The sequence below is a fragment of the Rhodoferax sp. TH121 genome (assembly GCF_002251855.1).
Classification (GTDB): domain Bacteria; phylum Pseudomonadota; class Gammaproteobacteria; order Burkholderiales; family Burkholderiaceae_C; genus Allorhodoferax.
On the sequence record NZ_NOXW01000020.1, the window covers coordinates 279851 to 292159 of the forward strand.

Below are 12309 nucleotides of genomic sequence, written 5' to 3' on the forward strand. Positions count from 1 at the left end.
ATGCAGCAAGTCACCGATAAAGCCGACCGCCTGCTGCTGCGGGCTTTGCAAGACAACGCCCGCCTCACCTCGGGTGAGCTGGCGCAGATGGCCCATTTGTCGCAATCGCCCACCTGGCGGCGCGTCAAGCAGCTGGAAGAGGCCGGCACCATCAAGGGTTACCACGCCGCGCTGGACCGTCGGGCGCTGGGCTACAGCGTGCTGGCCTTTGTGCTGATCGGCATCGACCACCAGAATGAAGCCTCGTCCCAGGCTTTTGTAGAAGCGGTGTCCGAGATCCCAGAGGTGGTGCAGTTCCACGCGATCTCAGGGCAGGCAGACTTTCTGGTGGGGCTGGTGGCGCGCGATCTGGACCACTATTCGGAGTTGCTGCAACGCAAGCTGCACCGCCTGCCGGGTGTGCGGCAGGTGCAGTCGCATTTTTCGTTACAAGAATTCAAGGGACAGATGGCGGATCTGCCGGTTCCGCTGGAGTGATGGGCGTTGGGTCGAGCGGCGGCAGGCCTCGGTTTGCGCGAGCCCGTGCGCAGGCTTCGCTGCCCTCGGTCAGTTCATGGCAGGGAGCCGGGCGCAGTGCGTAGATGCTGCAGCCCACTTGCTCACCCAGTTTGCCTGTCAGTGCGGTACAGCGAATGGGCACTTCAGCGGTGCCATTCATGCGCCAGCGGTTGCCACTGACTTCATGCGCCAAGCCGGCGGGCACGGTGCCGCCGGCAAAGTCCATCTCGTAGACTGAAAACTCGACACGGAAGCACGCGCAGCAGGCACCGCACGTGGTGCAGGCAGACATACGTGCTCAGAGCTTGCCCAGCAGCAGGTACTCCATCAGGGCCTTCTGCACATGCATACGGTTTTCGGCTTCGTCCCAGACCACGCTCTGCGGGCCGTCGATCACTTCAGCCTCGACCTCTTCGCCGCGGTGGGCGGGCAGGCAGTGCATGAAGAGGGCGTCGGGTGCGGCCACGGCCATCATCTTGCGGTCCACGCACCAGGCGGCAAACGCTTTGCGGCGGACTTCGTTCTCGGCCTCAAAGCCCATGCTGGTCCACACATCGGTGGTGATGAGGTCAGCACCGCGGCAGGCTTCCAGCGGGTCGCTATAGGTTTTATAGCTGCCCGCGCCCATTCCATGAGCGCTAGCAGCCAATTTTTCATTGACTTCGTAGCCGCTGGGGGTGGAGACGCGCAGATGGAAGCCCATGATCGCGGCAGCCTGCAGCCAGGTGTTGGCCATGTTGTTGCCGTCGCCCACCCAAGTCACCGTCTTGCCTTCGATGGGGCCGCGGTGCTCGATGTAGGTGAAGATGTCGGCCAGGATTTGGCAGGGGTGGAACTCGTTGGTCAGGCCGTTGATGACCGGTACCCGCGAGTTGGCGGCAAAGGCTTCCAACTTGGTCTGCTCGAAGGTGCGGATCATCACGATGTCGGTCATGCGGCTGATGACCTTGGCGCTGTCCTCGATCGGCTCGGAGCGGCCCAGTTGGCTGTCGCCTGTGGTGAGGTGCACCACGCTGCCACCCAGCTGGTACATACCGGCCTCAAAGCTCACGCGTGTGCGGGTGGAGGCTTTCTCAAAGATCATGGCCAGCGTGCGGTCCACCAAGGTGTGGTGGCGCTCGAAGGTTTTGAACTTGCGCTTGATGAAGGCCGCACGTTCCAGCAGGTAGGCGTATTCGTCGGCTGTGAAGTCGTCAAACTGCAGGTAATGCCGCACGGGTGGCGCACCTTGGGGCAGGGTGCTGGGGATACCTTGGTTGAGGGGGCTCATGCGGACTCCTTCAGTAGAGCAGAAATCAGCGGTGTCAAAATAGCCACGATCTGGTCGGCCTCGGCCGTGCTCAAAATCAGAGGCGGCACTAGGCGCACCACGGTGTCGGCGGTCACGCTGATGAGCAGGCCGGCATCCAGCGCCCGCTGTACCAGCGTACCGCAGGGCTTGGCCAGATCAATACCCAGCATCAAGCCCTGGCCGCGGACTTCTTTCACGCTGCCGTTGGCCAGCTCGGCTTTCAAGGCGGCTTCCAGCCCGGCCTTGAGGTGTTGGCCCACCTTTTCTGCATTGGCCAGCAGGCCTTCGGCCTCCATGATGCGGATGGTTTCGACCCCAGCGCGCATGGCCAGCGGGTTGCCGCCAAAGGTGGAGCCGTGGTTGCCCGGCTGGAAGATGTTGGCGGCCTTGGGGCCGACCACCACAGCGCCGACGGGGACGCCGGAGCCCAGGCCTTTGGCCAGAGGCATCACGTCGGGCTGGATTCCGGCCCACTGGTGGGCAAACCATTTGCCGGTACGGCCCATGCCGCACTGCACTTCGTCAATCATCAGCAGCCAGTCGCGCTGGTCGCACAGGGCGCGCACGTCGCGCAAGTAGTCCATGTGCATGGGGTTCACGCCACCTTCGCCCTGAATGGCCTCAAAGAACACTGCCACTACATTGGGGTTGCCTTCGGTGGCCTTTTTCAGTGCGTCAATGTTGTTGACCGGCACGCGGATAAATCCTTCCACCAGCGGGCCAAAGCCAGCCTGCACCTTGGGGTTGCCCGTGGCGCTGAGGGTGGCAATGGAGCGGCCATGGAAGGCTTTCTCATAGACAACCACTTCTGGGCGTTCTATGCCCTTGTCGTGGCCGAACTTGCGCGCCAGCTTGAGAGCGGCTTCGTTGGCTTCCAGTCCGGTGGAGCAGAAGAACACGTTGGTCATGCCCGAACGTTCCACCAAAAGCTTGGCCAGTTCTTCCTGCAGGGGCACGTGGTAGTAGTTGGAGGTGTGGATCAGCTTGGTGACCTGGTCTTGCAGCGCAGCCACCAGCTGCGGATGGTTGTGCCCCACCGTGTTGACGGCAATGCCACCCAGGCCGTCCAGGTATTCCTTGCCATTCACATCCCATACGCGGCAGCCTCGTCCATGGCTCAGGGCGACGGGCAGTCGGCCGTAGGTGTTCATCACGTGGGGTGAAGACGGCGAGGTGGCGAGAGCGGCGGTCATGCAATAACTCCGGGGGTGGTTAAAAAACAAGGCGGCCCAACTTGAACAAAGGCAGGTTGGGCCGTTGAAGCCTGATTCTAGGCGCATGGCCTATGCCAGTTTCGTGACAAATACACATCACAGTGATGCGCGGCGGCATTGCTGCTTTGTCATCCTGACGACAGCGGAGCGGGTAGAATCTTGTGCGGCGCAGCACGGCATCTGGCTATTGCGTTCCGCTGCTTTTATTCTCAACCTGATGGCCTCCACTCCTTCCAAAGAACTCTACATCCTGGGACTGACCTTGCAAGGCAAGACGTTTCGCCCCAGCGACTGGGCAGAGCGCTTGGCAGGTGTCATGAGCCAGTTTCGCCCTGGCGGCCCGCAGCCTGGCAGCCACTTGGGTTACTCCCCCTGGTGCGTGCCCACCTCGATTGGCCAGACCAAGTGCGTGATCGTGCACAGCGACCTGCGCGACTACGATGTGATGGCCTGGGACTTTTGCCTGAACTTCGCGCGTGACAACGAGTTGCAGGTTAGCGAAACCCGTCCTGAAATTCCTCCGCGCGCATAGCACTGCGCCTGGCGCAAATCCAGAGAAACCAGAAACAAAAAAGCCGTTCAGATGAACGGCTTTTTTGCTTTTGCTGACAGCGCACCCACTACAAACGGCGAATCCTGGCCAGCAGGACTCGTGCGATTGCCTAAATGATTAGGCGGCGAGTGCCAAGGCTTTCACCTTGGTAGCCAAACGGCTCTTGTCGCGGGCTGCTTTGTTCTTGTGGAAGATGCCCTTGTCGGCGACGGTGTCGACGACAGCTTGCATCTTGGCAAACAGTTCAGCGGCTTTGGTCTTGTCACCAGCCACAACTGCTTTTTCCACGTTCTTCACCGCAGTGCGGTATTTGGAGCGCAGGGAAGTGTTCGCTGCGTTGATTTTGATGTCCTGACGGACGCGTTTACGGCCCGACGCCAGGCGCGGGTTCTTTTTCTTGGGTTTACCAGATGCCATTTTGAATATTCCTTGTGTTGGAGGATGTTGTCAGCAAAGCCCGCGATTGTACCAGTAACGCCAAGCAAGCCCAAATCCTGGCATGGGCAGGCCATCTTTGCGCTTCGGCAGGGGGCTACACTTGGCGGCGTGAGCTTGATCAAATCTGTATCTACCGTGTCTCTGTGGACACTGGCCTCCCGCGTGACCGGGCTGGCCCGCGAGCTGCTGGTGGCAGCGGCCTTTGGCGCCAGTGCCATGACCGATGCCTTCAATGTGGCATTCCGCATCCCCAACTTGTTTCGCCGCCTGTTTGCCGAGGGCGCCTTTAGCCAGGCTTTTGTGCCTGTGCTGGCCGCCAACAAGGCGCAGCACGGAGAGGCCTCCACCAAGCTGTTGGTGGACCGCGTCGCCAGCTTGCTGGTGTTGGCTTTGCTGTTGACCTGTGTGTTGGGGGTGTTGCTGGCACCGGTATTGGTGTGGGCCATGGCCAGCGGCCTTCAAAAAGATGCAGCCGGGTACGACGCTGCCGTGCAGATGACCCGCTTCATGTTCCCCTACATCGGCTTCATGTCCCTGGTGGCCTTGTCGTCCGGCATTCTGAATACCTGGAAGCGCTTTGCCGTGCCCGCGGCCACACCGGTGCTGCTGAACATGGCCATGATCACTGCCGCGTGGTTGGGCGTGCCGTGGTTGGCTGCACGGGGCATTGAGCCCATTTACGCCATGGCGGGCGGCGTGATGGTCGGCGGAGTGCTGCAACTGGCGGTGCAGATTCCAGCCCTGGCGCGGTTGGGCATGCTGCCCCGCCTGCGATTCATGGGGCCTGCGCTGCGTGAGGCCTGGACCGACCCTGAGACCCGCCGAATTGGCAAACTCATGCTGCCGGCCCTGCTGGGGGTCAGCGTGGCGCAGATTTCCTTGCTGATCAACACCCAGATTGCGTCGCACCTGCCCACTGGCAGTGTGAGTTGGCTGACTTATGCCGATCGGCTCATGGAATTTCCCACCGCCATGTTGGGTGTGGCGCTGGGTGTCGTGCTGATGCCGCAGCTGGCTGGCGCCAAAGCTACGGGCGATGCGGACAAGTACTCGGCCCTGCTGGACTGGGGGCTGCGCATTGTGGTGCTCCTGTCTGTGCCCTGTGCGATTGGCTTGCTGGCGTTTTCCAAACCGCTGGTGGCGGTGCTCTACCACTATGGGGCCTTCACCGCCCATGATGTGCAGCAAACCACACTGGCCTTGATGGGCTGGGGTGTGGGCTTGGTGGGCATTGTGGCCATCAAGGTGCTGGCGCCGGGCTATTACGCGAGCCAAGACATCAAGACGCCGGTGCGGATTGCCGTGGTCGTGCTGGTCGTGACCCAGTTGCTCAACATCGGGCTGGTACCCCTGTTCAAACATGCGGGCTTGTCGCTGTCGATTGGTTTGGGTGCCATGCTCAATGCGCTATGGCTCTTGGTCGGTTTGCTGCGCCGTGGCAGCTACCGGCCGCAGGCGGGCTGGGGGCGGTTTGTGCTGCAGGTGTTGGCAGCGAGCGCGCTGCTGGTGATTTACCTGCTGTGGGCCGCGGGCCTGGTGGACTGGGTGGCGCTGCGCAGCCAGAGCATGCTGCGGATTGGCTGGTTGACCCTGCTGTTGGGTGGTGCCATGCTGGTGTACTTGGGCGCGGCATGGGCCGCTGGCCTGAACCTGCGGCAGATGTTGCGCCGCTAGACGGAGACCTTGCCATGGCCCTGCAATTCGCCATTCCAACCCCGCTGGATTACTTTGGCACCCTCGTGCGCAGTGATAGCGACTTTGCCCTGTTTGAAGCTGCCATCACCCTCGCGCAGGATGAATACCCCGAAACCGACACGCAAACTGTGCTCGGGGAGGTGGATCAACTGCTGGCCCGTGTGAAACGCCGCCTGGCAGCCGATGCCCCGCCGATCCAGCGCTTGCGGGTACTGAACCGTTTTTTCTACGACGACCTGGGCTTTGGTGGCAACCACAACAATTTTTACGACCCGGACAACAGCTTTCCCAGCGTGCTTCTGCGCACCCGCCGCGGCATCCCCATTTCGCTGGCCGTGGTCTGGATGGAGCTGGCCCAGGGCTTGGGGCTGGAGGTCTATGGTGTGGGCTTTCCCGGGCATTTTCTGGTCAAGGTCATGCTGCCGATCGGGCAGGCCGTGATCGAGCCCTTGACCGGGCGATCCTTGAGCCGGGAAGAGCTGTCGGAGATGCTGGAGCCTTACCGCAAGCGCAGCGGATTGGTAGATGCCTTTGAGGCACCGCTGGGCCTGTACCTGCAGTCGGCCACGCCGCGCGAAATTTTGGCGCGCATGCTGCGCAACCTCAAAGAAATCTACAAGTCACAAGAGGATTGGCAGCGCCTGCTTGCCGTGCAAGAGCGGCTGGTGGTGCTCTTGCCCGAGTCGTGGTCCGAGTACCGCGATCGGGGGCTGGTGCATGCCTCGCTGGGGCACCGGGCCGAGGCCTTGGCTGATTTGGAGTGCTACCTGGTGCACGCGGAGCACGTGGTGGATGTAGATGCCGTGGCCGAACAGGTCAGTGTGCTGCGGCAACAGTTGCGATCCAGCTAGCGGTGGGTTGCCTTTAGTGGCGTAGCAAAAACTGTGGCACCACAGTGCCCTGGCCCGGCAGTGCACGATTCAAGTCCACCCCGACAACGCCGTCAGGTCCCGTTTTGATGCCGGGGGCAAACACACTCAGACGGCTGCCGTGCACCAAGGACTCTTGTGCAGGCATCAGGCTGGCGGCCCGAGGCGCTTGCACTGTGCTGGGCTGGGCGGCGGGTTTGCTGGCAGGGATGGCGGCGATCACCGGGGGCTGGAGGCGAGCGATGGGGCGCAGCCATGCGAGGATGGGCTCCCATTGGGCCAAGTCCGCTTGCTGCGATGGCCCGGCGGTGTCGAACAAGGTGACGCCGGTTTCCAGGCCCCGCACATAGCCCTGGGTTTCACGCAGCACACCCAGAAAATTCAGTTTGCGTTCGTCGGCCCACTGGCGTAAGGTCTCGGCCCCTTTGGTTCTGGCATCCAGCCGCATTCCTACCACACCGAGCTGGCAACGTCCCGATGCAACCCGGGGCAAAGTGGACAACTCGGCCAGGCAGGCGGCGGCGGATTCGCGGTCGAACAGGGAGTTGCACACCGGCACGACCACAGCGTCGGCCGACATCACGATGCGCGCCAATTCAAAACCCTGCATGCCACCCGGCGTATCCAGCACCACATGGGTCACACCGGGGGGCGCTTTCAAGACGTTCTTCTGGTCCAGCGCCCAGGGCGAGATGGCGGGAAGGTGGGAGGCCCGACGTTTGAGCCAGGCCTTGGTGCTTTGTTGGCGGTCCACATCCCCCAGCATGACGGCCACGCCTTGTTGCGCCAGCCAGGCGGCCAAGTGCGTAGCCAGGGTGCTTTTTCCACTTCCGCCCTTGCGGTTGACGATTGCGATAACCGGCATGCTGCTCCGTGTGGTGACCAACGAAGCACAAAGTTTGGGGCAAAAAGTGCCAAAAGTCTAGATGGATGCTGCGCGAGCAGCTATAAATTTACTAGCGTACTCAGTGAGTCTGGGATGAGCCTTGGGGTTGTATGAGCAGCAGGACCAGGGTCAAGGCCGCAAATGCGGCGCCTGCCGCGAAGGGCGCGGAGGCTCCGAGACTGTCCCACAAGTAGCCCGCCAACGCACTGGCTACCAGCAGGATCAGGCCACTGACAACGTTGAACAAACCAAAGGCGGTACCCCGCAAATGGTCGGGAGCGGCATTGGCGACCAAGGCCGACATCAGACCCTGCGCCATGGCCATGTGCAGGCCCCACAACACGATGCCAGCCCAGACGCCGAGCCCGCCGTGTGCCAGCAGGCCGTGGGCCCCCATCAGGACCAGCAGGCTGGCGCCTAACAGCAGGCGCGGATGGAGGCGGTCGGACCACTGGCCAAACGGGTAGGCCAGCCCGGCGTACACCAGGTTCATGGCGATCAGGACCAGTGGCGTCCACGCCAGTGGCAGACCGTCCTGTTGGGCGCGCAACACCAGGAAGGCTTCGCTGAACCGGGCCAGGGTCAGGCCAGCGCCCAAGGCCACCAGCCACCAGTAGGAAGCGCGGAGTTGCCGCAGATTGGCGCGGGTGATGGGGTTTTGCAGGCGCTTGCGGTCCGCCACCACCGGTTCGCGCACGCCCACATACAGAAGCAGGAGCGCCAGCACCGCTGGAATGGTGGCCACCCAGAACACCGCGCGATAGTCGTTGGCCCACAGCAGCATGAGCCCCATGGCCAGCAGGGGGCCCACAAAGGCGCCCACGGTATCGAGAGCCTGGCGCAGCCCGTAGGCCGCACCGCGCAGGGATTCGGGGGTGATATCGGCAATCAGCGCGTCGCGTGGCGCATCCCGCATGCCCTTGCCCGTGCGGTCCATCAGGCGGGCGGACGCGATCAGCGAGACACTGCCGGCGGCTGCCAGCAGGGGCTTGGCCGCCGCAGACAGGCCGTAGCCCAGCAGCACCAGGGGTTTACGGCGCCCCAGGTAATCGCTAAGGCTGCCCGAGAAGGCTTTCACCAGCATGGTGACGGCACAAGCGGCCCCCTCGATCAGGCCAATGGTGGAGGCGCTGACGGCCAGCTGCGTGACCAAAAAAACGGGCAGAAGTCCGCTGACCATCTCGCTGGAGATGTCGGTCAGCATGCTGACCAGACCCAGCATCCACACGCTGGTGTGGAGCCGGGCCGCGGGGCTGGGATCTGCCAAGGCGGGTGTCAGGCCACCACGACAGCGGCGCCTTGCCCGATGGGGGCGATCTGGCCAATCGTGTAGACCGTTTCGCCAGCGGCACGCAGGGTGGCGGCAGTGGCTTCGGCGTGGGCAGCGTCCACCACCACGACCATGCCAATGCCGTTGTTGAAGGTGCGGTTCATCTCGATGTCGTCAATGCCGGCAGTCTTTTGCAGCCAGGCAAACAGCTCGGTCTGGGGCCAGCTGCCTTTCTTCAGGTGGGCGGCGGTGCCTTCGGGCAGCACGCGGGGGATGTTTTCCAGCAGGCCGCCACCGGTGATGTGGGCCAGGGCCTTGATGGGGTGCGCCGCCAGCGCCGCCAGCACGTTCTTCACGTACAGGCGGGTGGGTTCCATGATGGCTTGCTTGAAGGGCTTGCCGTCCAGGGTGGCGGGGGTGTTGGCGCCGGCGCGCTCAATGCACTTGCGCACCAAGCTGAAGCCGTTGGAATGCACGCCATGGCTGGCCAGGCCCAGCACCACATCGCCGGGTTTCACGTCTGCGCCGGTCAGGATCTTGGATTTTTCGACTGCACCCACGGCAAAACCGGCCAGGTCGTATTCACCGGCGGGGTACATGCCGGGCATTTCGGCGGTTTCACCGCCAATCAGTGCGCAGCCGGACAGCTCGCAGCCCTTGGCAATGCCACCCACCACCGCAGCCGCTGTGTCCACGTCCAGCTTGCCGCAGGCAAAGTAGTCCAGGAAAAACAGGGGCTCGGCGCCTTGCACCAGCACGTCGTTGACGCTCATGGCCACCAGGTCGATGCCCACGGTGTCGTGCATGTTCCACTCAAACGCCAGCTTGAGCTTGGTGCCCACGCCGTCGGTGCCGCTGACCAGCACCGGTTCCTTGTAGCGCTTGGGCACCTCAAACAGGGCACCGAAGCCGCCAATGCCAGCCAGTACGCCTTCGCGCATGGTCTTCTTGGCCAGGGGCTTGATGCGTTCGACCAGCGCGTCGCCAGCCACGATGTCAACACCGGCGTCTTTGTAGGAAAGGGGAGTGGGGGAGGCAGATTGGGTCATGGGAGGTGGCTTGTGGGGCAGAGCAGAGGCAGACCCCGATAGAATTTGCCCAGATTTTACGGGTTTGCTCCCGCCATTTTTTGTATGCAATTCACCCCCACCCAAAAAAGATTCGCCGCATGGGCCCTGATTGCGGCCCTGCTGGTGCTGGCGCTATGGCTGCTGGCACCGGTGCTGGCGCCATTTGTGGTGGCGGCCGTGCTGGCATACGCACTGACTCCGGTGGTGGACTGGCTCGATGACGTGGGGCGCGGCCGCATTCCGCGTTTGGCCGCAGTGGTGCTGGTCGAGTTGCTGTTTGTGGTGGCATTGTTGGGCGTGTTGCTGCTGATCGTGCCGATACTGGCCAAAGAGCTGCCGCTGATGCGTGAGCAGCTGCCGGTGCTGCTGGACAGCCTCAACACCTCGCTCAAACCCTGGCTGGCCCAGTGGGGCATCCACTTCTCGCTCGACGTGGCGAGCATCAAGGGCTTTGTCATGAAGTACCTCAATGCCAATGTGGAAGACGCCTTGGGCTCCGTGCTGGCCTCGGTCAAACTGGGTGGCAGCGTGGCTTTTGCCATCATTGGCAATGCCATCTTGATCCCGGTGGCCTTGTTTTATCTGCTGATGGACTGGGACCGCTTTGTCCGCCAGGTGCGTGATTTGGTGCCCCCGCGCTTGCGCGAAGGGGTCGACAGCTTTCTGCATGAAGCGGATGAGGTGCTGGGGCAATACCTGCGTGGCCAGCTGCTGGTCATGCTGATTTTGGCGATTGCCTACAGCGTGGGGCTGGCCTTGTTTGGACTGGATCTGGCGCTGCCGATTGGCGTGTTCACCGGCCTGGCCATTGCGGTGCCCTACCTGGGCTTTGGGGTCGGCTTGGTGCTGGCCACGTTTGCCGGCTTGCTGGAGTTCTCCAGCGGTGGCTTGATGTATCCCCTGGCCATGGTGGCGGTGGTCTATGGCCTGGGCCAGCTGGTGGAAAGCTTGTACCTCACGCCGCGCCTGGTGGGGGAGCGTATTGGCCTGCACCCGTTGGCTGTGATTTTTGCCTTGCTGGCTTTTGGCCAGCTGTTTGGATTTGTCGGCGTGCTCATCGCCTTGCCGGCCAGTGCCGTGCTGCTGGTCGCGGTGCGGCGCATGCGCGCCGGTTATTTGGCCAGTCGCCTCTATTTGGGATAAAGCTTTGGCCATGCAACAGATCGCGTTGGACATCGGCCTGTCCGCAGGGCCCACTGTGGCCAATTTTTTTGCCGGCCCCAACGAAGCGGCGCGGAAGCACCTGGAGTTGTGGATTGGTGCCAAAAGCGGCGCCCAGGCCCGCTCGCCAGTGCCCACCTATGTCTGGGGACCCGAGGGATGCGGCAAGAGCCATTTGCTCAAAGCTGCCCGCGAGGCGCTGCGTGAGCAGGGTGCCCGCGTGGGCTGGATGGATGCCAACGTGCTGGAGCCTGTCGAGTTTGATGAAGGCTGGGCCGCCGTGCTAATGGACGATGTGCACCTCTACACCGCTGAGCAGCAGCACATGGCCTTCAATTGGTTTGTCAACGCCCAGACTCACCAGCGCCCGGTGCTGGCCGCGGGCGAGTTGGCGCCCATTGAACTGAAGCTGCGGGATGACCTGCGCACCCGACTGGGCTGGGGCCACATTTACGGTCTGCAGTTGCTGAGCGAGCCTGAGCGCCGCGCCGTGCTGCGCCAGGCGGCCGATGCGCGCGGCGTGTTTTTGAGCGACGAGGTGATGGACTTCATGCTCAAGCGCTTCAGCCGCGACCTGGGCAGCCTCATGGAGCTGCTGGAACTGATGGACGGCTACGCCCTGCAAACCCAGCGCGCCATCACCATTCCCATGATCAAAGCCATGCTGGACAACCAATGACATTGAAGAAATTAGCGCTTTTCGATCTGGACCACACCCTGATTCCGATGGATTCGGACCACGCCTGGGGCGAGTTCACCACGGCGCGAGGCTGGACCGATGCCGCCGAATTCAAGCGCCAAAACGATGCGTTTTACGAGCACTACAAGGCTGGCACGCTGGATGTGCACGCCTATGTGCGCTTTGCCACGGCTGCCATCGTACGCCAGGGCGCTAGCAATTCGATAGCTGCTCACGCAGAATTTATGAGGTCTGTGATCCAGAATGCCATCAAACCGCAGGCCCTGGAGTTGGTGCAGGCGCACCAGCGGGCGGGGGACACGGTGATTGTGGTGACCGCCACCAACGCCTTTGTGACTCGCCCGATTGCCAAGGCCTTTGGTGTGGACGAGCTGATTGCGGTGGACTTGGCCGTGGACGATGCCCCCGGCGGCACCGGTTGGTACACCGGCGCGATTGCCGGTACACCGTCGTTCCGCGAAGGCAAGGTTACGCGCGTGAACCAGTGGCTGGTTGACCACGGGTTGGACTGGAGCCAGGTGCACACCACCTTTTATTCCGACTCGTCGAACGACCTGCCGCTGCTGGAAAAAGCCACGGTTCCCGTGGCCACCAACCCCGACGCCCGCCTGCGCGCTCTGGCCCAAGAGCGCGGATGGCGCATACTTGAGCTCTTTCCCTGACC

General features: G+C 62.6%; 14 protein-coding genes. 7 read left to right on the forward strand and 7 right to left on the reverse strand.

Annotated features, from left to right (window positions below):
• A complete protein-coding gene (locus CHU94_RS07315) occupies nt 1-477 on the forward strand; it encodes an Lrp/AsnC family transcriptional regulator (protein ID WP_094478282.1) in 477 nt (158 codons plus the stop codon).
• Here CHU94_RS07315 and CHU94_RS07320 read toward each other — a convergent pair.
• The 3 genes from CHU94_RS07320 to CHU94_RS07330 are packed head-to-tail and all read right to left on the reverse strand — an operon-like array spanning nt 437 to nt 2982.
• Nucleotides 437-790: a YkgJ family cysteine cluster protein gene (locus CHU94_RS07320; RefSeq protein ID WP_094478284.1), complete on the reverse strand. Its 354-nt coding sequence runs from the start codon at nt 788-790 to the stop codon at nt 437-439. The genes CHU94_RS07315 and CHU94_RS07320 overlap by 41 nt on opposite strands.
• A gap of 6 nt (nt 791-796) precedes the next feature.
• Complete coding sequence (gene argF, locus CHU94_RS07325; RefSeq protein ID WP_094478286.1) at nt 797-1768, reverse strand: ornithine carbamoyltransferase; 972 nt, start codon at nt 1766-1768, stop codon at nt 797-799.
• A complete protein-coding gene (locus CHU94_RS07330; protein ID WP_094478288.1) occupies nt 1765-2982 on the reverse strand; it encodes an aspartate aminotransferase family protein in 1218 nt (405 codons plus the stop codon). Before CHU94_RS07330 ends, argF begins: the two co-directional genes overlap by 4 nt.
• A 238-nt stretch (nt 2983-3220) precedes the next feature.
• Here CHU94_RS07330 and CHU94_RS07335 point away from each other — a divergent pair, with 238 nt between their 5' ends.
• Nucleotides 3221-3535, forward strand: a complete 315-nt coding sequence (locus CHU94_RS07335) for a DUF3579 domain-containing protein (protein ID WP_094478290.1) — start codon at nt 3221-3223, stop codon at nt 3533-3535.
• Nucleotides 3536-3673: 138 nt separating this feature from the next.
• Here the strand turns inward: CHU94_RS07335 and rpsT are convergent, their stop codons facing one another.
• Nucleotides 3674-3973: a 30S ribosomal protein S20 gene (gene rpsT, locus CHU94_RS07340; RefSeq protein WP_094478292.1), complete on the reverse strand. Its 300-nt coding sequence runs from the start codon at nt 3971-3973 to the stop codon at nt 3674-3676.
• A gap of 129 nt (nt 3974-4102) precedes the next feature.
• Between rpsT and murJ the strand changes: the two genes are divergently transcribed.
• Both murJ and CHU94_RS07350 read left to right on the forward strand, forming a co-directional pair.
• Nucleotides 4103-5668, forward strand: coding sequence for a murein biosynthesis integral membrane protein MurJ (gene murJ, locus CHU94_RS07345; protein ID WP_094478294.1), 1566 nt, complete (start codon nt 4103-4105; stop codon nt 5666-5668).
• A gap of 14 nt (nt 5669-5682) precedes the next feature.
• On the forward strand, nt 5683-6540 hold the full coding sequence (locus CHU94_RS07350; protein ID WP_094479298.1) for a SirB1 family protein: 858 nt from the start codon (nt 5683-5685) through the stop codon (nt 6538-6540).
• 13 nt (nt 6541-6553) lie between these two features.
• Here CHU94_RS07350 and CHU94_RS07355 read toward each other — a convergent pair whose 3' ends face one another.
• The 3 genes from CHU94_RS07355 to purM form a co-directional block, all read right to left on the reverse strand.
• A complete protein-coding gene (locus tag CHU94_RS07355; protein WP_094478296.1) occupies nt 6554-7423 on the reverse strand; it encodes a ParA family protein in 870 nt (289 codons plus the stop codon).
• 100 nt (nt 7424-7523) lie between these two features.
• On the reverse strand, nt 7524-8711 hold the full coding sequence (locus tag CHU94_RS07360; RefSeq protein ID WP_255033880.1) for an MFS transporter: 1188 nt from the start codon (nt 8709-8711) through the stop codon (nt 7524-7526).
• A gap of 8 nt (nt 8712-8719) precedes the next feature.
• Nucleotides 8720-9763, reverse strand: a complete 1044-nt coding sequence (gene purM, locus CHU94_RS07365) for a phosphoribosylformylglycinamidine cyclo-ligase (protein ID WP_094478298.1) — start codon at nt 9761-9763, stop codon at nt 8720-8722.
• Between the two features lie 84 nt (nt 9764-9847).
• Between purM and CHU94_RS07370 the strand changes: the two genes are divergently transcribed.
• Genes CHU94_RS07370 through CHU94_RS07380 form a run of 3 tightly spaced genes read left to right on the forward strand, consistent with a single transcriptional unit; the run spans nt 9848 to nt 12307 of the window.
• Entirely contained in the window at nt 9848-10927 is a 1080-nt protein-coding gene (locus CHU94_RS07370; RefSeq protein ID WP_094478300.1) for an AI-2E family transporter, read from the forward strand.
• A 10-nt stretch (nt 10928-10937) separates the two neighbouring features.
• Entirely contained in the window at nt 10938-11624 is a 687-nt protein-coding gene (gene hda, locus CHU94_RS07375) for a DnaA regulatory inactivator Hda (RefSeq protein WP_094478302.1), read from the forward strand.
• On the forward strand, nt 11621-12307 hold the full coding sequence (locus tag CHU94_RS07380) for an HAD family phosphatase (RefSeq protein WP_094478304.1): 687 nt from the start codon (nt 11621-11623) through the stop codon (nt 12305-12307). Before hda ends, CHU94_RS07380 begins: the two co-directional genes overlap by 4 nt.
• The last annotated feature ends 2 nt before the right edge of the window (nt 12308-12309 follow it).